Source organism: Nocardioides baculatus (genome assembly GCF_016735675.1).
In the GTDB taxonomy this organism is placed as follows: Bacteria; Actinomycetota; Actinomycetes; order Propionibacteriales; family Nocardioidaceae; genus Nocardioides; species Nocardioides baculatus.
In genome coordinates this window covers 209,954-233,427 of sequence record NZ_JAERSG010000002.1, presented here as the reverse complement: position 1 = coordinate 233,427, position 23,474 = coordinate 209,954, and the positions used below count along the sequence as shown (strand labels likewise).

Annotated in this window: 29 protein-coding genes and 2 tRNA genes; 9 read left to right on the top strand and 22 right to left on the bottom strand. The window is 71.9% G+C overall.

The window, feature by feature from the left end:
* Nucleotides 1-6 precede the first annotated feature (6 nt).
* Nucleotides 7-1,662, bottom strand: a complete 1,656-nt coding sequence (locus tag JI751_RS06850; RefSeq protein ID WP_201935055.1) for a DAK2 domain-containing protein — start codon at nt 1,660-1,662, stop codon at nt 7-9.
* 211 nt (nt 1,663-1,873) lie between these two features.
* Here JI751_RS06850 and rpmB point away from each other — a divergent pair, with 211 nt between their 5' ends.
* On the top strand, nt 1,874-2,059 hold the full coding sequence (gene rpmB / locus JI751_RS06845) for a 50S ribosomal protein L28 (protein ID WP_056602600.1): 186 nt from the start codon (nt 1,874-1,876) through the stop codon (nt 2,057-2,059).
* 193 nt (nt 2,060-2,252) lie between these two features.
* On the opposite strand, the gene JI751_RS06840 is transcribed toward rpmB, so the two are convergent.
* The gene (locus JI751_RS06840) at nt 2,253-3,227 is read right to left on the bottom strand and encodes a thiamine-phosphate kinase (RefSeq protein ID WP_201935053.1); all 975 of its coding nucleotides are present in this window, start codon (nt 3,225-3,227) and stop codon (nt 2,253-2,255) included.
* Between the two features lie 117 nt (nt 3,228-3,344).
* On the opposite strand from JI751_RS06840, the gene JI751_RS06835 reads away from it, so the two are divergent.
* Nucleotides 3,345-3,581 (top strand): Lrp/AsnC family transcriptional regulator, encoded by a 237-nt coding sequence (locus JI751_RS06835; protein ID WP_129473722.1) that lies wholly within the window; start codon nt 3,345-3,347, stop codon nt 3,579-3,581.
* 28 nt (nt 3,582-3,609) lie between these two features.
* Nucleotides 3,610-4,113, top strand: a complete 504-nt coding sequence (locus JI751_RS06830; RefSeq protein ID WP_201935051.1) for a DUF3515 domain-containing protein — start codon at nt 3,610-3,612, stop codon at nt 4,111-4,113.
* A 4-nt stretch (nt 4,114-4,117) separates the two neighbouring features.
* Here the strand turns inward: JI751_RS06830 and JI751_RS06825 are convergent, their stop codons facing one another.
* The gene (locus JI751_RS06825) at nt 4,118-5,248 is read right to left on the bottom strand and encodes a D-alanine--D-alanine ligase family protein (RefSeq protein ID WP_201935049.1); all 1,131 of its coding nucleotides are present in this window, start codon (nt 5,246-5,248) and stop codon (nt 4,118-4,120) included.
* 32 nt (nt 5,249-5,280) lie between these two features.
* Here JI751_RS06825 and JI751_RS06820 point away from each other — a divergent pair, with 32 nt between their 5' ends.
* Nucleotides 5,281-6,366: a trans-sulfuration enzyme family protein gene (locus JI751_RS06820; protein ID WP_201935047.1), complete on the top strand. Its 1,086-nt coding sequence runs from the start codon at nt 5,281-5,283 to the stop codon at nt 6,364-6,366.
* Between the two features lie 70 nt (nt 6,367-6,436).
* On the opposite strand, the gene JI751_RS06815 is transcribed toward JI751_RS06820, so the two are convergent.
* Both JI751_RS06815 and JI751_RS06810 read right to left on the bottom strand, forming a co-directional pair.
* Nucleotides 6,437-7,450 carry an NAD(P)H-dependent glycerol-3-phosphate dehydrogenase gene (locus JI751_RS06815; protein ID WP_201935045.1) on the bottom strand — a complete coding sequence of 338 codons (1,014 nt, stop codon included), beginning with the start codon at nt 7,448-7,450 and terminating at the stop codon, nt 6,437-6,439.
* Nucleotides 7,447-8,247 carry a lysophospholipid acyltransferase family protein gene (locus JI751_RS06810; protein ID WP_307813927.1) on the bottom strand — a complete coding sequence of 267 codons (801 nt, stop codon included), beginning with the start codon at nt 8,245-8,247 and terminating at the stop codon, nt 7,447-7,449. The genes JI751_RS06815 and JI751_RS06810 overlap by 4 nt, the downstream gene beginning before the upstream one ends.
* Nucleotides 8,248-8,358: 111 nt before the next feature.
* Here JI751_RS06810 and cofC point away from each other — a divergent pair, with 111 nt between their 5' ends.
* Nucleotides 8,359-9,045 (top strand): 2-phospho-L-lactate guanylyltransferase, encoded by a 687-nt coding sequence (cofC, locus tag JI751_RS06805; RefSeq protein ID WP_201935043.1) that lies wholly within the window; start codon nt 8,359-8,361, stop codon nt 9,043-9,045.
* Nucleotides 9,046-9,074: 29 nt separating this feature from the next.
* On the opposite strand, the gene JI751_RS06800 is transcribed toward cofC, so the two are convergent.
* The 3 genes from JI751_RS06800 to leuC all read right to left on the bottom strand — a co-directional run bounded on the left by JI751_RS06800 (nt 9,075) and on the right by leuC (nt 11,901).
* Nucleotides 9,075-9,758, bottom strand: coding sequence for an HU family DNA-binding protein (locus tag JI751_RS06800; RefSeq protein ID WP_201935041.1), 684 nt, complete (start codon nt 9,756-9,758; stop codon nt 9,075-9,077).
* A gap of 115 nt (nt 9,759-9,873) precedes the next feature.
* Nucleotides 9,874-10,473 (bottom strand): 3-isopropylmalate dehydratase small subunit, encoded by a 600-nt coding sequence (gene leuD / locus JI751_RS06795; protein ID WP_201935039.1) that lies wholly within the window; start codon nt 10,471-10,473, stop codon nt 9,874-9,876.
* A gap of 3 nt (nt 10,474-10,476) precedes the next feature.
* Nucleotides 10,477-11,901 carry a 3-isopropylmalate dehydratase large subunit gene (gene leuC, locus JI751_RS06790; RefSeq protein WP_201935037.1) on the bottom strand — a complete coding sequence of 475 codons (1,425 nt, stop codon included), beginning with the start codon at nt 11,899-11,901 and terminating at the stop codon, nt 10,477-10,479.
* 80 nt (nt 11,902-11,981) lie between these two features.
* Here leuC and JI751_RS06785 point away from each other — a divergent pair, with 80 nt between their 5' ends.
* Nucleotides 11,982-12,704 (top strand): IclR family transcriptional regulator, encoded by a 723-nt coding sequence (locus JI751_RS06785; protein WP_129473183.1) that lies wholly within the window; start codon nt 11,982-11,984, stop codon nt 12,702-12,704.
* 190 nt (nt 12,705-12,894) lie between these two features.
* Nucleotides 12,895-13,479 carry a TIGR03086 family metal-binding protein gene (locus JI751_RS06780; RefSeq protein ID WP_201935035.1) on the top strand — a complete coding sequence of 195 codons (585 nt, stop codon included), beginning with the start codon at nt 12,895-12,897 and terminating at the stop codon, nt 13,477-13,479.
* 105 nt (nt 13,480-13,584) lie between these two features.
* On the opposite strand, the gene JI751_RS06775 is transcribed toward JI751_RS06780, so the two are convergent.
* The 9 genes from JI751_RS06775 to JI751_RS06735 form a co-directional block, all read right to left on the bottom strand.
* Complete coding sequence (locus JI751_RS06775) at nt 13,585-14,067, bottom strand: methylated-DNA--[protein]-cysteine S-methyltransferase (protein ID WP_201935034.1); 483 nt, start codon at nt 14,065-14,067, stop codon at nt 13,585-13,587.
* A 1-nt stretch (nt 14,068) separates the two neighbouring features.
* Nucleotides 14,069-15,577, bottom strand: coding sequence for an AlkA N-terminal domain-containing protein (locus tag JI751_RS06770; RefSeq protein ID WP_201935026.1), 1,509 nt, complete (start codon nt 15,575-15,577; stop codon nt 14,069-14,071).
* Nucleotides 15,578-15,638: 61 nt separating this feature from the next.
* A complete protein-coding gene (locus JI751_RS06765; RefSeq protein ID WP_201935025.1) occupies nt 15,639-16,244 on the bottom strand; it encodes a hypothetical protein in 606 nt (201 codons plus the stop codon).
* A 1-nt stretch (nt 16,245) separates the two neighbouring features.
* On the bottom strand, nt 16,246-16,791 hold the full coding sequence (locus tag JI751_RS06760) for a hypothetical protein (RefSeq protein WP_201935023.1): 546 nt from the start codon (nt 16,789-16,791) through the stop codon (nt 16,246-16,248).
* Nucleotides 16,788-17,156, bottom strand: a complete 369-nt coding sequence (locus JI751_RS06755) for an Asp23/Gls24 family envelope stress response protein (RefSeq protein WP_201935022.1) — start codon at nt 17,154-17,156, stop codon at nt 16,788-16,790. The genes JI751_RS06760 and JI751_RS06755 overlap by 4 nt, the downstream gene beginning before the upstream one ends.
* Entirely contained in the window at nt 17,149-17,325 is a 177-nt protein-coding gene (locus tag JI751_RS06750; RefSeq protein WP_201935013.1) for a DUF2273 domain-containing protein, read from the bottom strand. The genes JI751_RS06755 and JI751_RS06750 overlap by 8 nt, the downstream gene beginning before the upstream one ends.
* The gene (locus JI751_RS06745) at nt 17,322-17,645 is read right to left on the bottom strand and encodes a hypothetical protein (protein ID WP_201935011.1); all 324 of its coding nucleotides are present in this window, start codon (nt 17,643-17,645) and stop codon (nt 17,322-17,324) included. Before JI751_RS06745 ends, JI751_RS06750 begins: the two co-directional genes overlap by 4 nt.
* A gap of 5 nt (nt 17,646-17,650) precedes the next feature.
* Complete coding sequence (locus JI751_RS06740) at nt 17,651-18,001, bottom strand: Asp23/Gls24 family envelope stress response protein (RefSeq protein ID WP_307813924.1); 351 nt, start codon at nt 17,999-18,001, stop codon at nt 17,651-17,653.
* Nucleotides 17,991-18,443, bottom strand: coding sequence for an Asp23/Gls24 family envelope stress response protein (locus JI751_RS06735; RefSeq protein ID WP_201935010.1), 453 nt, complete (start codon nt 18,441-18,443; stop codon nt 17,991-17,993). The genes JI751_RS06740 and JI751_RS06735 overlap by 11 nt, the downstream gene beginning before the upstream one ends.
* Nucleotides 18,444-18,601: 158 nt before the next feature.
* Between JI751_RS06735 and JI751_RS06730 the strand changes: the two genes are divergently transcribed.
* Together JI751_RS06730 and JI751_RS06725 are read left to right on the top strand one after the other, a co-directional pair.
* Nucleotides 18,602-19,165, top strand: coding sequence for an RNA polymerase sigma factor (locus JI751_RS06730; RefSeq protein WP_201935008.1), 564 nt, complete (start codon nt 18,602-18,604; stop codon nt 19,163-19,165).
* Nucleotides 19,156-19,626 (top strand): hypothetical protein, encoded by a 471-nt coding sequence (locus JI751_RS06725; protein ID WP_201935006.1) that lies wholly within the window; start codon nt 19,156-19,158, stop codon nt 19,624-19,626. Before JI751_RS06730 ends, JI751_RS06725 begins: the two co-directional genes overlap by 10 nt.
* A 211-nt stretch (nt 19,627-19,837) precedes the next feature.
* Here JI751_RS06725 and JI751_RS06720 read toward each other — a convergent pair.
* The 5 genes from JI751_RS06720 to JI751_RS06700 all read right to left on the bottom strand — a co-directional run bounded on the left by JI751_RS06720 (nt 19,838) and on the right by JI751_RS06700 (nt 23,470).
* Nucleotides 19,838-19,913: transfer RNA gene (locus tag JI751_RS06720), tRNA-Glu, on the bottom strand.
* A gap of 86 nt (nt 19,914-19,999) precedes the next feature.
* Nucleotides 20,000-20,071, bottom strand: a tRNA-Gln gene (locus tag JI751_RS06715).
* A 72-nt stretch (nt 20,072-20,143) separates the two neighbouring features.
* Nucleotides 20,144-21,151: a CPBP family intramembrane glutamic endopeptidase gene (locus tag JI751_RS06710; protein WP_201935005.1), complete on the bottom strand. Its 1,008-nt coding sequence runs from the start codon at nt 21,149-21,151 to the stop codon at nt 20,144-20,146.
* A gap of 16 nt (nt 21,152-21,167) precedes the next feature.
* Nucleotides 21,168-22,634 (bottom strand): glutamate--tRNA ligase, encoded by a 1,467-nt coding sequence (gene gltX / locus JI751_RS06705; protein WP_201935004.1) that lies wholly within the window; start codon nt 22,632-22,634, stop codon nt 21,168-21,170.
* An 8-nt stretch (nt 22,635-22,642) separates the two neighbouring features.
* Nucleotides 22,643-23,470, bottom strand: coding sequence for a fumarylacetoacetate hydrolase family protein (locus tag JI751_RS06700; protein ID WP_201935001.1), 828 nt, complete (start codon nt 23,468-23,470; stop codon nt 22,643-22,645).
* Nucleotides 23,471-23,474: the final 4 nt, after the last annotated feature.

The following is a 23,474-nucleotide window of genomic DNA, read 5'->3' as shown; positions in this document are numbered from 1 at the left end:
TACCGGCTACTCGACGCTGACCAGCAGCGGGTAGCGCGGCTGGCCGCCGTCGTGGACGGCGACGTCGACGGTCGGGTGGTGGTCCTCGACATGTGCCGCGAGCCGCGCGGCGAGCTCGACGCCGTCCTCGCCGGACACGATGGTGACGAGCTCACCACCGCCCGCGAGGAGCCGCTCGACCACGTCGATCGCGACCACGTCGAGGTCGCTGCCGACCACGGCGAAGTCACCGGCGATGACCCCGAGCGCGTCGCCCGGCTCGCACGGCCCGGCCATCGTGATGGCCTGGCGTGCGGCCACCGTCACCGCGCCGTGGCGCGCGTGCCGTGCGGTCGCGGTCATCTCGCGGACGTCGGCGTCGAAGCTGCGGCCGGGCTCGTGCACCGAGATGGCGGCGAGGCCCTGCACCTGGGCCTGGGTGGGGATCACCTCGACGGAGACCGCGTGCTCGGCCTCGGCCGTACGGGCTGCGATCTCGGCCGCACGCACCGTGTCGGCGTCGTTGGGGAGCACGACCACCTCGGCCGCGCCGCAGCCCGTGATCGCCTCGAGGAGCTGCCCGGTCGAGGGCCGCTGGCCGGGGCCACCGACCACGACGACGGCGCCGGCCGACTCGAAGAGCTCGGTGAGGCCCGGCCCGGCGGCGACGGCGACGACCTTGCGGCCGGTGCGCGTCGAGACCTTCTGCCGGTGCCCCGCGACCTGCTCGGCGAAGTGCGTGACCCGGATCCGGTAGGGGCGCCCGGCGGCGATGCCCGACTCGATCGCGGCGCCGACGTCGTCGACGTGGACGTGGACGTTCCAGAGCCCGTCGCCACCGACGACGACGAGGCTGTCGCCCAGCGCCGCGAGCTCCTCGCGCAGCACGCCGATCGCGTCGTCCTCGTGCTCGGGGGCGACGTCGAGGAGGTACATCACCTCGTAGCCCGGACCGTCCTCGGTGAGGTCCTCGCCGGGGACCGGCGTGGAGACCCGGATGTGGTGGGTGCCGATCGGAGCGGTGTAGGGCATCGGTCGCCGGCCGGTCGCCGTGGTCTCCACCGCGTCGAGGACGACGGTGAGGCCGCGTCCGCCGGCGTCGACGACACCCGCCTGCGCGAGCACGTCGAGCTGCTCGGGGGTCCTGGACAGCGCCGTGCGGGCGGCCGACGCGGCGGCGGTGAACACGTCGCGGGCTCGGGCGTTACTGCCCTCCGCGCTCGCGAGCGCCGCGTCGGAGGCGGCCCGGGCGACCGTGAGGATCGTGCCCTCGACCGGCGTACCGACGGCGGCATAGCTGGCGTCGGTGGCCGACGACATGGCGGCGGCGATGGTCTTCGCGCGGGGCTGCCCGCCGTCGGCACCGGCGAGGTGGGTGACGTAGGCCCGGAGCATCTGGCTGAGGATCACCCCGGAGTTGCCGCGCGCACCCATCAGCGCGGCGCGGGCGAGGAGCGCCATCCCCTCCTCGAGCCCCAGGTCGGGGTCGGCGGCGCGGGCCGCGCGCAGCTCGTCACGGGCCGCGGACACGGTGAGGAACATGTTGGTGCCGGTGTCGCCGTCGGGCACGGGGTAGACGTTGAGGGCGTCGATCTCCTCGCGCGCCTCCGACAGGGCGTCGGTCGCGATGTCGACGAACCGGGCAACCGCGTCCAGGGTGATCCCGTGGGTGACTGGCTCCATCGAGTCGGTGCGCTCTCCATCGAGTCGGGCAGTGGTGGGGTGGTCGTGGTGGTCTGTGTCGCGCGCCACAGGGTAGTGGCTAGGTCTGACCGTGCTGCGATTTCATCCCCGCGCCGGTCCTCGGCTACTCTTCTGCGGTTGCCTGTTGCTGCCACCTGGCGGTGTGCAGGCTCTCGAACCTCTATCAACCTCGAACGGATCGGAGTGCACGGTGGCTGCCGTCTGCGACATCTGCGCCAAGAAGCCGGGCTTCGGAAACAACCGTCCCTGGTCGCGCAAGATCACGAAGCGTCGCTTCAACCCCAACATCCAGCGCGTCCGGGCGACCGTGAACGGCACGCCCAAGCGCCTCAACGTCTGCACCGGCTGCCTCAAGGCCGGCAAGGTCTCCCGCTGACCTGACCCAGACATTCGTCGAGACCCCCGTCGCACTGCGGCGGGGGTCTCGTCGTGTGTGCGGGCTTCATCTGCATGAGTCCCCGCACGTGCGGGGACTCTGACACATGGAGGCGGTTGCGACGGCCTCCAGGTGTCGGACTCGCCCACCCAGTCCGTGTTGAGTCTCTGGGAGACTCACGGGCCAGCGCAGGTCAGAAGTGGGTCCAGCCGGTCGGGCCGTCGTACTCCAGCCCGTCGACCGTCACGCCCGAGCCCTCGCGCACCTCGCCGATCACCTGCCACCCGGCGGGCACGGACGCCACGTCGGGGAAGGTCGCCAGCAGCGCGTGGTCGTCGCCGCCACCGAGGATGAACTGGATCGGGTCGGCACCCAGCGCGGCACCGACGGCGGTGAGCGGCTCGGGCACCTCGAACGCGTCACGGCGTACGTCGATCGCGACACCGCTCGCCTCCGCGAGGTGGCGGGCCTCGGCGAGGAGGCCGTCGGAGACGTCGATGAGCGAGGTCGCTCCGGACTCGGCCGCTTCCCGCCCGGCGGCGTACGGCGGCTCGGGGCGGCGGTAGGCCTCGACGAGTGCCCGGGGCGAGCGGAAGCCACGGCCGAGGACCGCCAGTCCCCCGGCCGCCCAGCCCTGTCGGCCCACCAGCGCGAGGACGTCGCCGACCTCGGCGCCCGAGCGGAGCACCGGCGCCTGGGTGCACTGGCCGATCACGGTCACCGCGATGACGATCTCGTCGGCGCGGGTGATGTCGCCCCCGACGACGCTCGCGCCGACCGTGGCGCACTCCTCGGCGAAGCCGAGGGCGAAGTCGAGTGCCCACTCCACGGGCAGGTCGGCGGGCGCGGCGAGGCCGATCGTCAGGTGGCGGGCGGTGCCGCCCATCGCGTTGATGTCGGAGAGGTTCTGCGCGGCCGCGCGGTGCCCCACGTCGGACGCGCTCGCCCAGTCGCGGCGGAAGTGGCGGCCCTCGACCATCAGGTCCGTGGAGACGACGACGTGGCCGTGCTTGATCCGCAGCACCGCGGCGTCGTCGCCGGGCCCCACCAGGACGTGCTCGTCGCCTCCCGAGGCGCCCTCGAAGAGCTTCACGAGCTCCGAGATCAGGCCGAACTCACCCGCGTCGCCGAGGGTTCCGTCGAGGGTCGCGCGGGGGTCGTCAGCCATGCGCCCATCCCACCAGACCCGGGGCGTGAGCACAGTCACCCGGCCCCTGTCGGCCCGCCCGCGTGGCGCGGTAGGTTGGCCCGGTCACACCCGATGAACGAGACCGAGGAGTCCACGATGGTCGTCCAGGCCTACATCCTGATCCAGACCGACGTCGGCAAGGCCGCAGACGTGGCCAAGGCCATTGCGCAGGTCAGCGGCGTCACCCTCGCTGAGGACGTCACCGGTCCCTACGACGTGATCGTCCGCGCGGAGGCGAAGAACGTCGACGAGCTGGGCAAGCTCGTGGTGTCGAAGGTCCAGAACCTCGACGGCATCACCCGCACGTTGACCTGCCCGGTCGTCCACATCTGAGCCACCCGGCCGTCTTCTGAAGACACACGTGCACGTACGCCGACGCCTCGGCCCCCGATGGGGCCGGGGCGTCGTCGCGTCCGCGGCCGTCCTGGTCCTGACCTCCTGCTCCCCCGGCACCATCTCGATCGACGACCACGACCTCTCCGACTCCGACCGCGCGACCTGCGAGGCACTGGTCGACGACCTCCCCGACACCATCGGCGGCGAGCTGCGCCGCTCGGTCGACGCGGACGGCGGTCCCGGCGCGGCCTGGGGCGATCCGGCGTACGTCCTCACCTGCGGCGTGCCCGAGCCGTCGGACTACGAGCCGACCGCGGAGTGCAGCGACATCAAGGGGGTCGGCTGGTGGGTGCCCGACGACGAGCTCGACGACCTGTCCGAGGACGCGCACGCCGTCGCGCTCAGCAGGACGCCGTACGTCGAGGTGCTGGTGCCGTCGCGCTACCGCACCGACGGCATCGACCGGGCCCTGGCCGACCTCGCTCCGGCGATGAAGGAGCACCTGGCCGACGGACGCCCCTGCCTCTGAGAAGTCAGCGCAGGCCGGTGTCGCGACGCAGCGCGAGCTGGACGAGCCGGTCGACCAGCTCGGGGTAGGCGAGGCCGGACGCGGCCCAGAGCTGGGGGTACATCGACGTCGGGGTGAAGCCCGGCATCGTGTTGAGCTCGTTGATCACGAGCGAGCCGTCGGGCATCACGAAGAAGTCGACGCGGGCCAGGCCCTCGCACGACAGCGCGTCGAACGCGCGCACCGCCATCGCCCGCAGGGACTGCTCGGTCTCCGCGTCGAGGTCGGCCGGGATGTCGATCTCGGTGTGCTGGTCGGCGAGGTACTTGGCCTCGAAGTCGTAGAACTCGTGGTCGCCGCCGGTGCGGACCTCACCGGGCCGCGACGTCTCGGGCGGACCCTCGAGGGTGCCGAGCACGCCGCACTCGACCTCGCGCGCACCCTCCATCGACTGCTCGACGAGCACCTTCGGGTCGTGCCGGAAGGCCTCCTCGAGCGCGTCCACGACCTCGCCCGCGTCGTGCACCTTGCTGATGCCCATGCTCGACCCGGCACGCGCCGGCTTGGCGAACGACGGGAAGCCGAGCTCCTCGACCCGCACGCGTACGCCGACCGGGTCCTGCTCCCACTCCGTGCGGGTGACCGTGATGCCGGGCGTCACGGGAAGTCCCGCTGCCTGGAGGACGACCTTCATGTAGGCCTTGTCCATCCCGATCGCGGAGGCCAGCACTCCCGAGCCGACGTAGCGGACGCCGGCCATCTCGAGCATCCCCTGCAGGGTGCCGTCCTCGCCCCACGGACCGTGCAGCAAGGGGAAGACCACGTCGACCTCGCCGATGACCGACGGGACGCTGGTCGCGTCGGTGACGACGAGCTCGGTGCCGCTGGCCGCACCCATCAGCGCGACCGTCGAGCCCGCGGCGTCGACCTCCGGCAGGTCGTTGCCGCGGATCGCGAGCCGCGCGGGCTCGTCGACCTCCAGCACCCAGCGGCCATCGGTCGCGATGCCCACCGGCACGACGTCGTACGCCTCCCGGTCGATCGCCGCGAGCACGCTGCCCGCGGTGACGCAGGAGATGCCGTGCTCGGACGAGCGGCCGCCGAAGACGACAGCGACGCGGGGCTTGCGGGTCTCGTGCGGGGTGGTCTCGTTCATCGGCTCGACCCTATCCACCTACGCTGGCGCGCATGGCTTCGCACTCGTCTTCCGGCTCCCCGCTCAGGCCCGGCACGATCGCTGTCACGGCCGGTCGCCCCGACCGCACGCCGGACGCGCCGCTCAACACCCCGATCACGATGGCGGCGACCTACGTCGCCGGCGGGGACGTGGAGTACGGCCGCTACGGCAACCCGACCTGGACCGCCCTCGAGGACGCCCTCGGCGCGCTGGAGGGCGGACGCTGCCTGACGTTCGCCTCCGGCCTCGCCGCCGTCGCGACGGTGCTCGACCTCGTCGGCGCCGACGGCACCGTCGTCGTGCCGAAGCACGCCTACACCGGCACGATCATGCAGCTCGCCGACCTCGAGGCGCGCGGCCGGTTGAAGGCCCACCTCGTCGACATCACCGACACCGAGGCTGTGGTGGCCGCCTGCGCCGACGCCTCGCTGGTCTGGCTCGAGTCGCCCACCAACCCGGCCCTCGAGATCGCCGACATCCCGACGATCACGGCGGCCGCCCACGAGGCCGGTGCCTACGTCGTCGTCGACAACACCTTCGCCACTCCCCTGCTCCAGCGGCCGCTCGAGGACGGCGTCGACCTCGTCGTGCACTCCGCGACGAAGTACCTCGCCGGTCACTCCGACGTGCAGATGGGCGCGATCGTGACGCGCGACGACGAGCTGTGGACCGTCATCAAGGGCCGGCGCGACCTCGTCGGCGCGATCCCCGGCCCGTTCGAGGCGTGGCTGACGCTGCGCGGCCTCCGCACCCTGCACCTGCGCGTGGAGCGCGCGCAGGCCAACGCCCAGGAGCTCGTACGCCGACTCGGTGAGCACGCCGCGCTGTCCGAGGTCCGCTACCCCGGCTTCGGTGGCATCGTGAGCATCGTGCTCGCCCAGGGTGAGATGGCCGCGGACCTGCTCAGCCGCAAGACCCGCCTCTGGGTGCACGCGACCTCGCTCGGCGGCGTCGAGTCGACCCTCGAGCGGCGCCGCCGCTGGAAGGCCGAGGCCGCGACGATCCCCGACGGCCTGGTCCGGCTCTCGGTCGGCATCGAGGACGTCGAAGACCTCTGGGACGACCTCCGCGCCGCGCTGGACGGCTGCGTCGGCTGAGGTGCGCCAACCGCCGGACGTCATGAGAATCGCGGGTTCGAACCCCCGCTTCTCATGACGCTCCGAGAGCTCAGTCCGTCTCGGCCTTGGTGTCGCGCGCGATGAAGGAGTTCATCATGTCGAGGGCGGTCATCCTGCCGTCGACGACAGCATCGACGGCAGCGGCGATGGGGGCGTCGATGCCGGTGCGCTCGGCGAGCGCGAGCAGCGACTTGCAGGACTTGGCGCCCTCGGCGACCTGGCTGGTCGAGGCGTAGATCTCCTCGGTCGTCATCCCCTGGCCGAGCCGCTCGCCGAAGGTGCGGTTGCGCGAGAGCGGCGAGGAGCAGGTGGCGACGAGGTCGCCGAGCCCGGCGAGGCCCATGAGCGTCAGCGGGTTGGCGCCCTGCGCGGTGGCGAGTCGCGCGGTCTCGGCTAGGCCGCGGGTGATGACGGACGCGGTGGTGTTGTCGCCGAAGCCGAGGCCCACGGCCATGCCGACGGCGAGGCCGACGACGTTCTTGTAGGCACCGCCGATCTCGCAGCCGAGGACGTCGACCGACGTGTAGGGCCGGAAGGACGGGCCGTGCGTGATCGCCTGGAGCTCCTTGGCGCGGTCCTCGTCGAGGCACGCCACGACGGACGCGGCCGGCTCGCGGCGGGCGATCTCGCGGGCGAGGTTGGGTCCGCTGATCACGGCGATCCGCTGCGCCGCGGCATCGGTGACCTCCTGGATCACCTCACTCATCCGCATCAGCGTGCCGAGCTCGACGCCCTTCATCAGCGAGACCATCGTGGCCTTCTCGGGGATGATCGGCGCCCACGCGGTGAGGTTCTCGCGCAGGCTCTGCGACGGCACCGTGAGCACGACGACGTCGGCGTCGGCGGCGACCTGCTCGGGATCGGTGGACGCGCTGATCGACGGCGGCAGCTCGATGCCGGGCAGGTAGTCGGTGTTCTCGCGGCGCTCGTTGATCGCCTCGACGACGTCGTCGCGTCGGGCCCACAGGGTCACGTCGTTGCCCGCGTCGGCCAGGACCAGGGAGAAGGCAGTGCCCCACGACCCGGCGCTGAACACCGCGACCTTCTTCTTCGTCTCGCTCATCGGCCTGGCCTCTTCCTCGGGTTCCTCGGGTTCCTCGAACGGGGGTGCGGGTCCTCGGCAGGGTTCCCGATCTCTCGTACGCCGGTGGCGCGCGGGTCGTACCTCACGGCTGGCGCGGTCGAGCCTCGCAGGTCGGCGACGATCGCGGTGATGGCGGCCATGATGCGGTCCGTCGCCTCGGTGGTCGCCTCCGCGCTCGCCGGCTGCGCGGCCAGGTCGTCGAGCCGCACCGGGTCACCGGCCTTCATCACGATGTTCTTGCGCGGAAGGAGGTGCGGCCTCTTCGTGTAGGGCGGCAGGACCTCCTGCGCGCCCCACTGCCCGACCGGGATCACCGGGCAGCCGGTGGCCAGCGCGATCCGTGCCGCACCGGTCTTGCCCTTCATCGGCCACAGGTCGGGATCGCGGGTCAGCGTGCCCTCGGGGTAGATCACGATGCACTCCCCCTCACCGATCGCGCGGACGGCCGCGTCGTAGGCACCGATGGCGTTGCGGCTCAGCCGCTCGACAGGGATCTGGCCGGCCGAGGTCAGGAAGCCGCCGAGCGCCTTGTTGGAGAACAGGCCGGACTTCGCGAGGTAGCGCGGCAGCCGACCGTGGTCGTAGACGAAGTGCGCGGACAGCAGCGGGTCGATGTGGGAGATGTGGTTGATCGCGACGATGCAGCCGCCGGTGGCGGGGATCTTCTCACCGTCGATCCAGGTGCGGGACGTCGCGGCGAGCAGCGTGGGCTTGAGGATCGTCGCGGCGACGGTCATCGCCCAGCCGCGGTCCTGCTCCAGCTTCCTGACGCGCACGCGCCACCTTCCTCCGTCGTGCTGCGAGCCGATGTCGCGAGCAGGCTACTCGGTCGGACGGGCCGTGGACCGGCACCGCCGCGCTGGCGTCGGATGGGAGGATCTGCGGTGATGTCCGCACCACATGACCGCCCCGAGACCCCTGTCACGACGCGACCGACCTGCGTGGTCGTCGTACCCGTCAAGCCGCCTGCGCTCGGCAAGTCGAGGCTCGTCGGCATGACCGACGAGCAGCGCCGCGAGCTGGCCGAGGCGTTCGCGCTCGACACGGTCGCGGCGGCGGCCGCGACCGCGGGCGTGGAGGCGGTGCTGGTCGTCACCGACGACTCCCGCCTCGCCAGCGCACTTCGCGGCGACGGCGTCGAGGTGATGCCCGACGGCGTCAGCGAGGACCTCAACGAGACGCTCGTGCAGGCCGCCGCCGAGGTCGCCCGCCGGTGGCCGGGCACCGTCCCCGTCGCGCTCTGCGCGGACCTTCCGGGCCTGCGCCCCGACGAGCTCGCGGCCGTCCTGGTCGAGGCGACCACCCAGGTGTCAGCAGGCCGTACGGCCTTCGTGCGCGACCGGGCCGGGATCGGGACGACGGTGTACGCCGCCGCTCCCGATGGGTTCGCCCCGTCCTTCGGCTTCGACTCCGCGGCCGCGCACGAGCGGGCGGGCGCGGTCGAGATCGGGTCGACGGCGACGAGCGTGCGCACGGACGTCGACGACCTCGCCGACCTCGGTGCTGCGCTCGTGGCCGGCGTCGGTCCGCACACCACCGCGGCAAGCGGAAGGCGGGCCACCCCAGAGGGGTGACCCGCCTTCGCAGGACTGACGAGCAGTCGTCAGGACTTCTTGGCGGTCTTCTTCGCCGTCGCCTTCTTGGCCGGGGCCTTCTTGGCAGGTGCCTTCTTGGCCGGAGCCTTCTTCGCCGTGGTCGCGGTAGAGGTCTTCTTGGCCGGAGCCGACTTCTTGGCCGCGGTCTTGGCGGGAGCCTTCTTGGCCGGGGCCTTCTTGGCGGTCGTGGTCTTCGCAGCGGCCTTCTTGGCCGGAGCTGCCTTCTTGGCCGGAGCCGCCTTCTTCGCCGGAGCCTTCTTGGCCGGAGCCTTCTTGGCGGTGGTCGTCTTGGCGGGAGTCGACTTCGTGGCCGGCGCCGACTTCTTCGCGGCCGCACCGGTCACCGCAGCAGCAGCAGCGCGCACGCTGGCGGGCGGCTTCGGCATCGTGGCGGCGGTCAGCTTCGGCAGCTTCTTCGCGCCCGAGATGACGTCCTTGAGCTCCTTGCCGGCGGAGAACTTCGGCACGGACTTCTTCTTGGACTTGATCCGCTCGCCCGTCTGCGGGTTGCGCACCCAGCGTGCGTTGCGCACGGCCTTCTCGAACGAGCCGAACCCGGTGATCGCGACCTTCTCGCCCTTGGCCACCTCACGCGTGATCGTGTCGAGCACCGACTCGAGTGCGTGCTGGGCCTGCTTGCGGTTCCCCTCGTAACGCGCGGCCAGCGCGTCGATGAGCTCTGTCTTGTTCACTAGCTTCCCTTCCAATGAACCATGGAAGCCGAGCTCGTGCTCGACCCTCTGCGTCGCACGCTAGGCACATGGAGGGGTGAGGACAATCACCATCGACCCTATTTGAGGGCTTTTTTCAAGCGGTGACAGGCTTCCAGGCCGGTCGCGCTGCCTCGAAGGCCGTGATCGCGTCGTCGTGGCCGAGGGTGATCCCGATGTCGTCGAGCCCCTCGAGCAGCCGCCAGCGGGTGTAGTCGTCGATGTCGAAGGAGTCCTCGATCGCGTCCTCACCCGCACCTGCGCGGAGGGTGCGGCTCTCGAGGTCGACGGTGATCACGCCACCGGGGTGGTCCTCCAGCCAGTCCCACAGCCGCTGCACGACCTTCTCGTCGACCTGCGCGGCGAGCAGTCCGGCCTTGCCGGAGTTGCCGCGGAAGATGTCGGCGAAGCGCGAGGAGATGACGACCTTGAAGCCGTAGTTCTGCAGTGCCCACACGGCGTGCTCGCGCGAGCTGCCGGTGCCGAAGTCGGGGCCGGCGACGAGCACCGACCCCTCGGCGTACGTCGGGTCGTTGAGGACGAAGTCGGGATCGTTGCGCCAGGCGGAGAACAGCCCGTCCTCGAAGCCGTCGCGCGTGACGCGCTTGAGGTAGACCGCCGGGATGATCTGGTCGGTGTCGACGTTGCTGCGCTTGAGCGGCACGCCGACGCCGGTGTGGGTGGTGAACGCGTCCATGTCTCAGACCTCCTGCAGTGCTGCGATCGGCGCCAGGTCGGCGGGCGAGGAGAGCGTGCCGCGCACCGCGGTCGCGGCGGCGACGGGGACCGACACCAGGTGCGTACGTCCGCCCTTGCCCTGCCGGCCCTCGAAGTTGCGGTTGGAGGTCGACGCGCTGCGCTCGCCGGGCGCGAGCTGGTCGGGGTTCATGCCGAGGCACATCGAGCACCCGGCACCGCGCCACTCGGCGCCCGCCGCGATGAAGACCTGGTCGAGGCCCTCGGCCTCCGCCTGGAGCCGTACGCGCACCGAACCGGGCACGACGAGCAGGCGGGTGTCGTCGGCGACCGTGCGGCCCTCGAGGATCGAGGCCGCGAGGCGCAGGTCCTCGATGCGGCCGTTGGTGCACGAGCCGACGAAGACGGTGTCGACCTTGACCTCGCGCAGCGGAGTGCCGGCCGTCAGACCCATGTAGTGCAGGGCCTTCTCGGTCGCGACCTTGTCGTTGGGCTCGTCGAAGTCATCGGGGCTCGGGATGGTGGCACCGAGCGGTGCACCCTGCCCGGGGTTGGTGCCCCAGGTGACGAACGGCGTCATCGTCGAGGCGTCGAGCACGATCTCCTGGTCGAAGGTCGCGTCGTCGTCGGTGCGGAGCGTCTTCCAGTGCTCGACGGCGGCGTCCCAGTCGGCGCCCTTGGGGGCCTCGGGCTTGTCGGCGAGGTAGTCGAAGGTCGTCTGGTCGGGCGCGATGAGACCAGCCTTGGCACCCCACTCGATGGACATGTTGCAGACGGTCATCCGGGCCTCCATCGAGAGCTCCTCGATGGCCTGGCCGCGGTACTCCACGATGTAGCCCTGGCCCCCGCCGGTGCCGATGTGGGTGATCAGGGTGAGGACGAGGTCCTTGGCGGTGACGCCCTCGGGCAGGCTGCCGTTGATCGTGACGGCCATCGTCTTCGGACGGGCCTGGGTGAGGGTCTGGGTGGCGAGGACGTGCTCGACCTCGGAGGTGCCGATGCCGAAGGCGATCGCCCCGAAGGCACCGTGGGTGGAGGTGTGCGAGTCGCCGCAGACGATCGTCATGCCGGGCTGGGTCAGGCCGAGCTGGGGGCCGACGACGTGGACGATCCCCTGCTCCACGTCGCCGAGCGGGTGCAGGCGCACGCCGAAGTCCGCACAGTTCTTGCGCAGCGTCTCGACCTGCGTGCGCGAGACGGGGTCCGCGATCGGCTTGTCCCAGTCGATCGTCGGGACGTTGTGGTCCTCGGTGGCCAGGGTCAGGTCGGGACGACGGACCGTACGGTTCTCGAGGCGGAGGCCGTCGAAGGCCTGCGGCGAGGTCACCTCGTGGAGGAGGTGGAGGTCGATGAAGAGGAGGTCGGGCTCCCCGGACGCGCTGCGGACGACGTGCTCGTCCCAGACCTTCTCGGACAGGGTCTTGCCCATGGTGCGAACTCCTTCATCTGTCGTGCGGTGAGGCGACGCTACATCTTGCATCCCACTCTCTGAGATGACAATATCGGCATATGGACAACGGATCTGGCGTCGGCGTGCTCGACAAGGCCGCCCTCGTGCTTGCCGCTCTCGAGGCCGGACCGGCCACCCTGGCCGGCCTCGTCGCCGGCACCGGGCTGGCCCGGCCCACCGCCCACCGCCTCGCGGTGGCGCTCGAGCACCACCGGCTCGTGGCCCGCGACATGCAGGGTCGATTCGTGCTCGGCCCCCGGCTCTCCGAGCTCTCCGCGGCTGCCGGTGAGGACCGGCTGCTGGCCTCGGCCGGACCGGTGCTCGCGCGACTGCGCGACATCACCGGCGAGTCTGCCCAGCTGTGGCGGCGCCAGGGCGAGCACCGTGTCTGCGTCGCAGCCGCCGAGCGCCCGTCCGGCCTGCGCGACACCATCCCGGTCGGCTCCCAGCTGACGATGAACGCCGGCTCCGCCGCCCAGATCCTGCTCGCCTGGGAGGACCCGGAGCGGATGCACCGCGGCCTCCAGAACGCCGCCTTCTCCGCCACCGCGCTCTCCGGCATCCGCCGCCGCGGCTGGTCGCAGTCCGTCGGCGAGCGCGAGCAGGGCGTGGCGTCGGTCTCCGCCCCCGTCCGCTCCCCCGGCGGCAAGGTCATCGCCGCCGTGTCGGTCTCCGGCCCGCTCGAGCGGCTCTCCCGCCAGCCCGGCCGGATGCACGCCCCGGCGGTGCTCGCCGCGGCCGACCGGCTGTCCGAGTCGCTGCGACGGGCCGCCGCCGAGTAGGTCTCCCCTGCCGCTGGGTGGCGGCATCCGACATCCGGCGGCCGCTGGGTGGCGGCACACGACATCGATCCGTACCCGGCGCATGTCGTGTGCCGCCACCCACCGCAGACACCATGTCGTGCCGCCACCCACCCCAGTAGCCGGGACGTGGCCCTTCACGGTGTCGGTGACATCGGGCAAGGTGGCGCACATGAGCGATCTCGTGGACCTCGGGCCTGCCGGTGAGCGACTCCTGGCGGTCGCTGCCCACGTCGGTGACGACCAGCTCGACCACCCGACGCCGTGCGAGGGGCGTACGGTCGGCCAGCTCGCGCAGCACCTCGTCGGCCTGACGCAGGCCTTCCGCGCCGCCGCCGACAAGGACTTCGGCCCGCTCACCGACACCAACCCCGACGGCGACGGCTGGCCCGACGTCGAGCCGGGCTGGCGCGAGGCGCTCGGCGCGCACGTGCCCGCGCTGGTGACCGCGTGGCGCGAACCTGCGGCCTGGGAGGGCATGACGCGCGCCGGAGGGGTGGACCTGCCGGGACAGGTCGGTGGCCTCGTCGCGCTCGACGAGATCGTCCTGCACGGGTGGGACCTCGCCCGCGCGACCGGCCAGTCCTACGACTGCGACGACGCGACCGCAGCGGCCTGCATGGCGTTCGTGGGCGGCTTCGACGAGGGCGGCACCCCCGGCCTCTTCGGTCCGTCCGTGGGCGTGGGTGCCGACGCGTCCACCTTCGAGCAGCTGCTCGCCCGCTCGGGCCGCGACCCGCGGTGGTCGCCCGCCTGACGCCAGCGTCGCTGTCGCTTCACCATGGGATGTCGACGAATGTGCACTTCCCCATGTTGATCAACCATGGGACGTGCGGGTTCACCGACATCCCATCGCGGAACATCAGAAGAGGGCGTCCTGCTCGAGCTCGAGCAGCTGCTGCTTGCGCTCGAGCCCACCGGCGTAGCCGGTGAGGGTGCCGTTGGCGCCGATCACCCGGTGGCAGGGCACGACGATCGGGATGGGGTTGCGGCCGTTGGCCAGGCCGACGGCGCGGGAGGCGGCGTTGGTCATCCCGAGCCGGCCGGCCACCTCGCCGTAGGACGCGGTCTCGCCGTAGCCGATCTTCTCCAGCTGATCCCACACGCGCTTCTGGAAGTCGGTGCCGACCGGCGCCAGGGGCAGGTCGAAGGTCGTGAGCTCGCGCCCGAAGTACGCCGTCAGCTGGCGCGCCGCCTCGGCCAGCACCGGCTCGTCGTCCACGCGGGCGCCGAGCGGTCGGCCGTCGGCGGGCTGCTTGAACGGTGAGAACTCGATCGCCACGATCGAGCCGTCCCGCTCCACGATGCGCAGGTCGCCGATGGGCGAGGGCAGCACGGTCCACATGTCAGTTCTCCTTCACCGAGCGGGTGGGCTCGGGGGTGTCGGGCATCAGGGTGTTCCAGAGGTGCATCAGGGCGTAGGAGCGCCAGGGTCGCCAGCGCTCGGGGTCGGACTCGACCGAACCGCCCAGCTCGGTCAGCACGCGACGGACGGCGAGGTCGGTGGGCAGGAACACGTCGGGGTGCCCGAGCGCACGCATCGCGACGTAGTCGGCCGTCCACGGGCCGATCCCGGGCAGGGCCAGCAGAGCGCGGCGTACGTCGTCGCGGTCGGGGCCGCGGTCGAGGACCACGCTCCCGTCGGCGAGGGCGCCGGCGAGCGCGACGAGCGCGCGACCGCGGGCGCGCGGCATCGGCAGGGACACGGGATCGACGACGGCCAGCGTGGCGGCGTCGGGAAAGAGGTGGGTCAGGCCCGGCACCGGTGACTCGACCGTCCGACCGTGCTCGGCGACCATCCGCCCGGCGACGGTGCGTGCCCCGGCGACGCTGACCTGCTGACCGATCACGGTGCGGACGGCGGTCTCCGCGCCGTCGACCTGGCCGGGGACGCGGAGTCCCGGGGTGGCCTGCACGAGCGGGCCGAGCAACGGGTCCCCGCCGAGCTGCGCGTCGACGGCCGTGGGGTCGCAGTCCGCGTCGAGGAGGCGGCGTACGCGCTCGCTCGCGGCCGCCGTGTCGCGCAGGTCGTGCAACCAGAACTCGGCGGCGACGAACCCGGTGCCACCGCCTGCGGGCAGGTCGGCGAGGTGGAGCCGGACCGTGCCCGGGCCGTGCGGGAGGTCGAGCGTCCGGGCGTACGACCCGGGCTCGGCGACCTCGACGCCGGGCACGACGTGGAAGGCGAGGAAGTCGAGGAGTCGGCGACCGGCGAACGGCGTACGCACGGCGAGGCGCATCGTCACCGCACCCGACGTGCGGGCGGTCGCGGTGGACCGCGACCGGCCTCGTCCCCGCAGCTGCGAGGGCGAGGCGTCGTAGACCTCGCGGACGGTCTCGTTGAACTGCCGGACGCTGGCGAAGCCGGCCGCGAACGCCACGTCGGTGAGCGGCAGGTCGGTGGTCTCGATGAGCACCCGCGCGGTCTGCGCGCGGCGGGCGCGGGCGAGGGCGAGGGGCGCCGCCCCGAGCTCCTGGCTGAGCAGCCGGCCGAGGTGGCGCGGCGTGTAGCCGACCCGCTCGGCGAGCCCGCCGACTCCCTCCCGGTCGACGAGCCCGTCGGCGATCAGCCGCATCGCGCGCCCGGCCACGTCGGCGGCGACGTCCCACTCCGGACTGCCGGGCGTGGCGTCGGGCAGGCAGCGCTTGCACGCGCGGTAGCCGGCCGACTGGGCACTCGCCGCGGTGGGGTGGAAGCTGACGTTGCCCGACGCGGGTGTCCGCGCCGGGCACGACGGGCGGCAGTAGATGCCGGTGGTGCGGACCGCGGTGTAGAACACGCCGTCGAACCGGCGGTCACGGCTCTTCACGGCCCGGTAACAGGCCTCCGCGTCGAGGTGTCCGGTCGGCGTCATGCCCCGAGTCTGCCTCCTCGGGTGCGGACCCACCAGCGGAAAACGGACACCGCGACGAGGGTCACCTCGCGGCCGGTGCGGGCTCCTCCACGGCGATCTCCGTCGTGCGACGGGTGCGCGGCTGGCGGGAGGCTCCCTCGAGCAGGAAGCGCACCCGGACGTCGAGGTCCGGGAAGGCCTCGGTGAGCTCGCGCTCGACCTGGCCGGCGGCGTCGAGGATGTCGGCGGCGTCCGCCTCCAGCTCGACGTGCCCGCTGAGGAGGATCACGTCAGGCGCGTCCGGGGTCGTCCGGCCGCGGGTGCCGGTGACCGGCGCGAGCGAGGCCCAGCGCTCGGCGAGGGCCTTGGCGAGCGAGGCGTGGTCGGCCTCGAGCCGGCCGGTCGCGTCGCTGCCCGAGAGCCGGGTGCTGCCGCGCGTCGGGCGGGGCAGGTGGGTGAGCAGCCACAGCACGCCGAGCACGCCGAGGACCAGGCCGACGGCCGCGGCGACCCACGGCCACCAGCTGCTGTCGACGACGGGGCCGACACCGGTGATCTCGCCCTCGGGGTCGAGCAGGCCGGTCAGGTCGAGGCGCCACTCCCAGGCGAGCGCGGCCAGGGCGAGCAGCACCAGTCCCAGCAGGATGGTGGCGGCGCGGTCGGTGCCGCGCGTGCGTCGGGTGGTCATGTCACTCCTCCTCCGCGGTGCGGACGTCGATGCGGCGGGCGCCGAGGGCGTTGCCGGCAGTGGTGGCGGCCTCGCGGGATGCCGCGAGAGCGGCACCCTCGTCGCCGCGGGTGGCGATCTCGAGCACGATCCGGCGGCGACCGGCGCGGGCGGTGCGCGCGCTGAGGACGCCGGGGGCGCGGTCGGCCGCGGCTCGCGCGACGGCAGCGACGGCGGCCGGGCTCGACCAGAGCTGGTCGGCGTCCGGCGCACGGGTGTGGCGTCGCGGCACCGGCGTCAGGCCCACGAGGACGAGCAGGAGCCCGACGACGCCGGCGACACTGGCAGCAACGAGCACGCCGGTCGTCGGCGTGGTGCCGTCGAGCCCGGCCAGCAGGTCGGGGAGCCACGTCTGTCCGGTGGCCCAGCGCTGGTCGATCACGAGGTCACGGACGGCGACGACCGCTAGCAGGACCAGGATTAGCGCCAGGACGATGCCGATCGGCACCGTGCGGTGCAGGCCCACGGGCGGCCGCGACAGGGCGCGCTTCGTACGGGTGGTGCTCACGATGCTCTCCTCTCGTCGATGCCGGACACGGTGACGGTGACGTCCACCGCGGTGATGCGTACGCCGCTGAGCTCGGAGGCGCGGTCGAGGACCGTGTCGCGCACCTGGGCGGCGATCTCGGACGCCCGGGCGGGCCAGGCGACGGCGACGTCGAGCGAGACCCGCGCGGTCGTGCCGCGCACGTGCACGCTGGCGTGGGGCGTTCCGCTGCGCACGCCGGCGAGCGCTCCGATCGTCCGCCGCACGCGCGGGACCTCGAGCGCCACGGACTCCACGATGTGCTGGAGCGCGTGGGCGCGGACGCTCAGCTGTCCGCGTGCCTCAGGCACCGCGACCTCGCCGGTCACCTCGGTGGGCTCAGCCACGGCGACCTCGCAGCATGGCGCGTACGTCGACCTCACCGTCGACGTGGCCCCCGACGAGGTAGCCGACCGTCCCGAGCACGATGGCCAGCAGGAGGCCGAGCAGGCCGCCGGTGGTGATGGCGATGGTCAGCAGCAGGCCGGCGATCAGGCCGATGGTGGACGTGGTCATGGTCTCTCCTCGAGCAGGTGGGCGTAGCGGGGGCCGCCGAAGCGGCCCGGCGCGTAGGTCTCGGTGTAGGTGCGGAGCCGGCGGCGTGCGCGTCGCACGGACCTCGCGGCTCGCGAGCGTGGGGTGGTGGTGATGGTCGGGCGAGGACCCACAGGTCCCCGGACCGCGGCGCCCGACCCCCTGGCAGGCGCCGCGGTGGTCATCGGGGTGGACGACGCACGGTCGAAGGCCTGCATGACCGCGATGAAGTCGTCCACGTCACCGCCGAGGTCGGGGTGGGTGGCCTTCAGCGCGGCGCGGCGCTCGGATCGGCTGTCCATCCGCGTCAGTCCCCGGCGACCGCGGCCGGGCCGGCGACGTCCTCGACGGCGAGGTGGACCACGCCGGGGACGATCGCGGCCACGCGGGACCGGACCTCGTCGATGGTGGCGGACATCGGTGCGTCCCACTCCAGGACGAGGTGCACCTGGGTGACGCCGTCGAGCAGCCTCACCCCGGCGACACGTCGCCCGGGCAGGTAGGTCGCGACCTCACCCAGCACGCCGCCGTGGAGGTCGTGCACCCCGGGCACGGACAGGGCGGCAGCAGCCACCCTGTCGGCGAGGCCCTGGGGCTCGTCCTCGGGCGCGACGGCGGGGGTCAGCTCCGCGCCACCGGCACCCGGGTCACTGGACACGGGTGGTGGCCGGCTCCTCGTCCGGCTCATCCGACTCCAGGAAGACGTCGTGCACGGTGATGTTGACCTCGGTCACCTCGAGACCCGTCATCCGCTCGACGGCGTCGACGACGTTGCGTCGGATCGCGGCGGCGAGGTCGGCGATCGCGACGCCGTACTCGGCCACGATGTCGAGGTCCACGGCGGCCTGGTGCTCGCCCACCTCGACCGCGACGCCCTGGCTGAGGTTGGTGCGCGAGCCGGGGATGCGCTCGCGGAGCGCACCCACCGCGCGGGCGGTGCCACCGCCGAGGTCGTGGACTCCGCTGATCTCACGCGCCGCGATGCCGGCGATCTTGGAGACGACGGTGTCGGCGATCGAGGTCCGACCCTGCTCCGTCACGAGCGCGCCCGTCGAGGGGCTGGTCGTGGCCGGCGTGGTGGCGGTCTGCTTCTCGGTCATGGTCTCTCCGTTCGGGTGTTCTCCCGACCCTTGGTGGGCGGGACACAGGTTGGTCGCACGGAGTTCGACGATCGTCACGCCCGGGATGCCAGAAGTTCGTGTGAGCCGCGTCACGGTGGTTGAACCTGAAACTTGTGCTGCTGGGGCACACTTCCCGCGTGCCCGCCGCCGCCTTCGACGCCGCCTCTGACGGAGCGCTGGTCCGCGCCGCCAGGCTGGGCGACGACGACGCCTTCGGCGAGATCGTGGACCGCTACGGCCCGGGGATGCTGCGCTACGCGCGCCGCCTGGTCAACGGCAGCGACGACGACGCCGGCGAGGTCGTGCAGGAGGCCTTCATCTCGGCGTGGAAGAGCCTGGACTCGTTCCGTGGGGAGTCGTCGCTCAAGACGTGGCTCATCCGCCTGGTCCACCGACGCGCCGTCGACCTCCTGCGACACCGCCGTCCCACCCCCATCGACGACGACCTCCTGTCCCGCGTCGTGACGGTCGCAGATGACAACCCCCTGCAGGACGTGCTGGACTCGGAGCTGCTCGAGGCGCTGCAGGAGGCGCTGGACGAGCTCCCGTGGAACCAGCGATCCGCCTGGTTGTTGCGTGAGGTCGAAGGACTGGGGTACGACGAGATCGCCCACGCGATGGGCACGACGGTCGGCAGTGTGCGGGGCCACCTGCATCGCGGCCGCCGACAGCTGGCAGAGAGGATGGCACGATGGCGATGAGCCCGACAGGCCCCCTCGAACGGGCGACCGACGCCGCACGCGCGGAGCAGCCGGAGGACTGGCAGACGGTCTCGGCGGCGGTGAAGCGGCGCGTCCGCGCCACCGTGCTGCCGGCGCGACAGATCGCGGTCGTCGGCGCCGACGGGTCCACGGCGCAGGACGCGTCGGGCTCGCGGACCTACGTCTCCTCCCGGGTCGTGCGTGCCCGCATCCGCGAGGCGCTGCGCACCGGTCCCGACCTGGGCGCGGAGCGGCTCGACCTCACGATCGACGACGACGACCTCCTGACCCGCGTCGCGATCGAGCTGGTGTGCGCCTACGGCACGGACGTCCGCGCCGCGGCCGACCTCACCCGGACGATCGTCGAGGCGGTCGTGGTGGACACGCTCGGCGCCGGCACCCGTCCGCCGGTCGACATCACCGTCACCGACGTGGTGGCGGGCGACGTACGCCTGACCTGACGAGGCTCAGATCGTTCGGTAGCGCCGTTCGGGCCGCCCGGCGCCGCCGTACTGCAGCCGTACGCCTGTCGGCAAGCTGCTCATGGGCAGCGTCGCCCAGCGGATCCTGCTCGGCGCCGAGTGCGCGGTGCTCGCCGTGAAGCCGGCCGGCTAGGCAGCGAGGAAATGCCGAAGGGCCCGGTCCTGGTGGACCGGGCCCTTCGTCATGCGTTGGTACCCCCGACCGGATTTGAACCGGCGTTACCGCCGTGAGAGGGCGACGTCCTAGGCCGCTAGACGACGGGGGCTTGCATGTGCTGCTCGGAAGCAGCGGACGGAACTCTATCGAACGATGGAGGGCCGACCAAATCCTGTCCCGGAGGACCGGATCTCGCTGGGGTACTAGGACTCGAACCTAGAACAACTGGACCAGAACCAGCCGTGTTGCCAATTACACCATACCCCATGGGGGTATCAGTCCGACCGCGCTGCGATCGCCTGACCACCACGTGGTTCCTTGCGGAACCGACCACGAACGTTACACGCGCGGTGCTGGGGCATCCAAAATGGGGTCCCCTGCGGGAGAGAGCGGCGCTCCCCCGACCGGCGGGCCCTGTGTCGAGACGCCCAACGCCTTCGCGACCCACATCGCGAGGCCGAGGTAGACCAGGGACTGGGTCAGGGTGCTGAGGATCATCCACCAGCTGCTGCCACCCGAGGCGTTGAGCGCCGTGGTGAGGTCGCCGAAGGCTAGCGCGAGGCCGAAGGCGAGGAAGTTGTTGAGCACGTGCATCGCGATCGCGGCCTCGAGCCCACCGGTGCGGATCACCAGGATCCCGGCCACCACGCCGAAGGCGAAGCGGTCGAAGAAGACCGGTAGGTCCTGGGAGAGCCCGTGGAACAACGCGAAGATCAGCGCCGGACCGAGCACCGCGATGATGTCGGACGTGCGCCGGGAGATCCCGCGGATCGACCCGAACGCCTGGGTGAGATAGCCGCGGAACAGGTATTCCTCCCCGGCCGCCTGGAGAGGGGTGAGCAGCAGGATCACGAGGAGGAAGTCACGGGTCTGCGAGCTGAACTCGTTGACCTCGCCGACCGGCGCCTCACCAGGTGCGAGCGGCAGCAGCAGCCCGACTCCGACGGACGCGACGAGCGCGACCACTGCCAGCGGCAGGCACAGCAGGAGGTAGCCCCAGCGCAGCCTCGGGCGCACGGACGACACCCACCGCGGCTTGAGCCGGTGGAACCACCACGTGACGGCGAAGGTCAGCGGGATCGCGGCGGCGATGACGATGTTGAGCAGGGCCAGCCCGGCTGGCGTCGCCTCGGCCGTGACGTCGAGGACGGCCGTCGCCTCGTCGACCGTGTAGCCCGCGAGCATGAGCCCGGCGAAGAAAACACCGCCGGCGACGATCGGAACGATCCCGAAGACGAGCACCAGGAGGAGCAGAGCGCCCACGATGGAGCGCCACTCACCGGGCCGCCCGACGCGGTGCAGCTCGTGGTACCGCGGCCGGAAGTCGGGTGCGAGCGGAGCAGGCATGGGAGTGATACGTCGCTCAGCCGAGGGCGGATTGCAGCCGGGCCAGGCTGCGCTCGCGTCCCAGCAGCTCCATCGACTCGAACAGCGGTGGGCTGATCCGCTTGCCCGTCACCGCCACCCGGACGGGTCCAAAGGCCATGCGGGGCTTGAGCTCCATCCCCTCGATCAGCGCGACGCGCAGCGCCTCCTCGATGGCCGCGGTCGACCACGTGTGCAGCCCCGACAGGGCGTCGTACGACGCCTGGACGACGCCGCGACCGGTGTCGTCGAGCAGCTTGGCGACGTCGTCCGGGTCGCGCACGAAGTCGGCCTCGTCGACGAAGAGGAAGCCGAGCATGGGCGCTGCCTCGGTGAGCTTGTTGATCCGCTCGGCGACGAGCGGCATCGCGAGCTCGAGCAGCTGGGCGTCGGCGTCGCTGACCGGGTCGCTGACGACGCCCGCCTCCTTGAGGAACGGCAGCGCGCGGTGGGTGATGTCCTCGACGGTGAGCAGGCGCATCTGCGAGGCGTTGATCGCCTCGGCCTTCTTGAGGTCGAAGCGTGCCGGGTTGGGGTTGACGTCGGCGATGTCGAACGCCTCGAGCATCTCCTGCATCGAGAAGATGTCGCGGTCGGCGGCGATCGCCCAGCCGAGGAGCGCGAGGTAGTTGAGCAGGCCCTCGGGCAGGAAGCCCTGCTCGCGGTAGGCCAGCGCGTGTGCCTCGGGGTCGCGCTTGGAGAGCTTCTTGTTGCCCTGGCCCATCACGTAGGGCAGGTGGCCGTAGACGGGCACCTCCTTGGCGACGCCGAGCGCGACGAGCGCCTCGAGGAGCGCGAGCTGGCGCGGGGTGCTGGAGAGCAGGTCCTCGCCGCGCAGGACGTGGGTGATCTCCATCAGGGCATCGTCGACGGGGTTGACCAGCGTGTAGAGCGGGTCGCCGTTGGCGCGCGAGAGCGCGAAGTCGGGGACGTTCTCGGTCTCGAACGTGATGTCGCCGCGGACCGCGTCGTTCCACGTGATCGAGCCGTCGGGCATCCGGAACCGCACGATCGGCGAGCGGCCCTCGGCCTCGAACGCGGCGCGCTGCTCGTCGGACAGGTCGCGGCAGAAGCCGTCGTACCCCTGCATCTTGGAGCCCGACGCCTGTCGGCGCGCGGTCACCTCGTCGTTGGTGCAGAAGCAGTCGTAGGAGTACGACGACTCGCGCAGCCGGGCGAGCACGTCGCGGTAGATGTCGCCGCGCTCGCTCTGCTTGTAGGGGCCGTGCGGGCCGCCGACCTCGATGCCCTCGTCCCAGTCGAGGCCGAGCCAGCGCCACAGCTCGACGATGGCGTCGTAGGACTCCTGGGTGCTGCGCTCGCGGTCGGTGTCCTCCATCCGGAAGACGATCTGCCCACCGTGGTGGCGCGCGAAGGCCCAGTTGAACAGGGCCGTGCGGACCAGGCCGACGTGCGGCGAGCCGGTGGGCGAGGGGCAGAAACGGACGCGGACGGGCGACGACATCGAGGTGCTCAGCTTCCGGGGTTGGTGGATCGCAGTGCGACGGGGTTGGTCAGGGCGCCGATGCCGGCGACCGAGATCTCGACCTCGTCGCCGACCTGCATGGGACCGACACCCTCGGGGGTGCCGGTGAGGATGAGGTCGCCGGGCAGCAACGTCATCACGGAGGAGATGTGCGCGACGAGGGTCGGCACGTCGAAGATCATGTCGGCGGTCGAGCCGTCCTGCACGAGATCGCCGTTGAGGTAGGTCTGCACCTGGCGACCGTCGATGAACGCCTGCGGGTCGAGGTCGGTCTCGATCCACGGGCCGACCGGGCAGAAGGAGTCGAAGCCCTTGGCGCGGGTGAACTGCACGTCGGACCTCTGGAGGTCGCGCGCGGTCACGTCGTTGGCGATCGTGTAGCCGAAGATCACGTCGGTGGCCTGGTCGACCGGCACGTCACGGCAGATGCGACCGATCACCACGGCGAGCTCGCCCTCGTAGTGGAGGTTGCTCGTCTGCGGCGGGTAGAAGATCGGGTCGCCCGGACCGACGACGGTCGTGTTGGGCTTGAGGAACATCAGCGGCTCGTCGGGCACGTCGTTGCCCATCTCGGCGGCGTGCTTGGCGTAGTTGCGGCCGATCCCGACCACCTTGCTGCGCGGGATGACCGGCGCGAGGAGCCGTACGTCGCCGAGCCTGTGCTCCTCGTCGACGAGCTTGATGCCGACGTAGAGCGGATCGCCGGCGAGGGGCACGACGACCGAGTCCTCGGCGGGTTGGCCGAACTCGTCGACCTCGCCGGTGACGACGCCGAAGCGGGGCTCCTCGCCCGTGCTGAACCTGCAGATGCGCATGCAC

What these genes read in the sequence shown, in the direction of transcription:
- JI751_RS06780 (WP_201935035.1), top strand. Translation starts at nt 12,895, where the DNA reads ATGAGCGATCTCGTGGACCTCGGGCCTGCCGGTGAGCGACTCCTGGCG.
- gltX (WP_201935004.1), bottom strand. Translation starts at nt 22,634, where the DNA reads ATGTCGTCGCCCGTCCGCGTCCGTTTCTGCCCCTCGCCCACCGGCTCG.
- JI751_RS06820 (WP_201935047.1), top strand. Translation starts at nt 5,281, where the DNA reads ATGGCTTCGCACTCGTCTTCCGGCTCCCCGCTCAGGCCCGGCACGATC.
- JI751_RS06775 (WP_201935034.1), bottom strand. Translation starts at nt 14,067, where the DNA reads ATGTGGACCGTGCTGCCCTCGCCCATCGGCGACCTGCGCATCGTGGAG.
- JI751_RS06815 (WP_201935045.1), bottom strand. Translation starts at nt 7,450, where the DNA reads ATGAGCGAGACGAAGAAGAAGGTCGCGGTGTTCAGCGCCGGGTCGTGG.
- JI751_RS06850 (WP_201935055.1), bottom strand. Translation starts at nt 1,662, where the DNA reads ATGGAGCCAGTCACCCACGGGATCACCCTGGACGCGGTTGCCCGGTTC.
- JI751_RS06835 (WP_129473722.1), top strand. Translation starts at nt 3,345, where the DNA reads ATGGTCGTCCAGGCCTACATCCTGATCCAGACCGACGTCGGCAAGGCC.
- JI751_RS06840 (WP_201935053.1), bottom strand. Translation starts at nt 3,227, where the DNA reads ATGGCTGACGACCCCCGCGCGACCCTCGACGGAACCCTCGGCGACGCG.
- leuC (WP_201935037.1), bottom strand. Translation starts at nt 11,901, where the DNA reads ATGGGCAAGACCCTGTCCGAGAAGGTCTGGGACGAGCACGTCGTCCGC.
- JI751_RS06770 (WP_201935026.1), bottom strand. Translation starts at nt 15,577, where the DNA reads ATGACGCCGACCGGACACCTCGACGCGGAGGCCTGTTACCGGGCCGTG.
- JI751_RS06750 (WP_201935013.1), bottom strand. Translation starts at nt 17,325, where the DNA reads ATGACCACGTCCACCATCGGCCTGATCGCCGGCCTGCTGCTGACCATC.
- JI751_RS06745 (WP_201935011.1), bottom strand. Translation starts at nt 17,645, where the DNA reads ATGGACAGCCGATCCGAGCGCCGCGCCGCGCTGAAGGCCACCCACCCC.
- JI751_RS06765 (WP_201935025.1), bottom strand. Translation starts at nt 16,244, where the DNA reads ATGACCACCCGACGCACGCGCGGCACCGACCGCGCCGCCACCATCCTG.
- leuD (WP_201935039.1), bottom strand. Translation starts at nt 10,473, where the DNA reads ATGGACGCGTTCACCACCCACACCGGCGTCGGCGTGCCGCTCAAGCGC.
- JI751_RS06700 (WP_201935001.1), bottom strand. Translation starts at nt 23,470, where the DNA reads ATGCGCATCTGCAGGTTCAGCACGGGCGAGGAGCCCCGCTTCGGCGTC.
- JI751_RS06735 (WP_201935010.1), bottom strand. Translation starts at nt 18,443, where the DNA reads ATGACCGAGAAGCAGACCGCCACCACGCCGGCCACGACCAGCCCCTCG.
- JI751_RS06825 (WP_201935049.1), bottom strand. Translation starts at nt 5,248, where the DNA reads ATGAACGAGACCACCCCGCACGAGACCCGCAAGCCCCGCGTCGCTGTC.
- JI751_RS06710 (WP_201935005.1), bottom strand. Translation starts at nt 21,151, where the DNA reads ATGCCTGCTCCGCTCGCACCCGACTTCCGGCCGCGGTACCACGAGCTG.
- JI751_RS06785 (WP_129473183.1), top strand. Translation starts at nt 11,982, where the DNA reads ATGGACAACGGATCTGGCGTCGGCGTGCTCGACAAGGCCGCCCTCGTG.
- JI751_RS06725 (WP_201935006.1), top strand. Translation starts at nt 19,156, where the DNA reads ATGGCGATGAGCCCGACAGGCCCCCTCGAACGGGCGACCGACGCCGCA.
- cofC (WP_201935043.1), top strand. Translation starts at nt 8,359, where the DNA reads ATGTCCGCACCACATGACCGCCCCGAGACCCCTGTCACGACGCGACCG.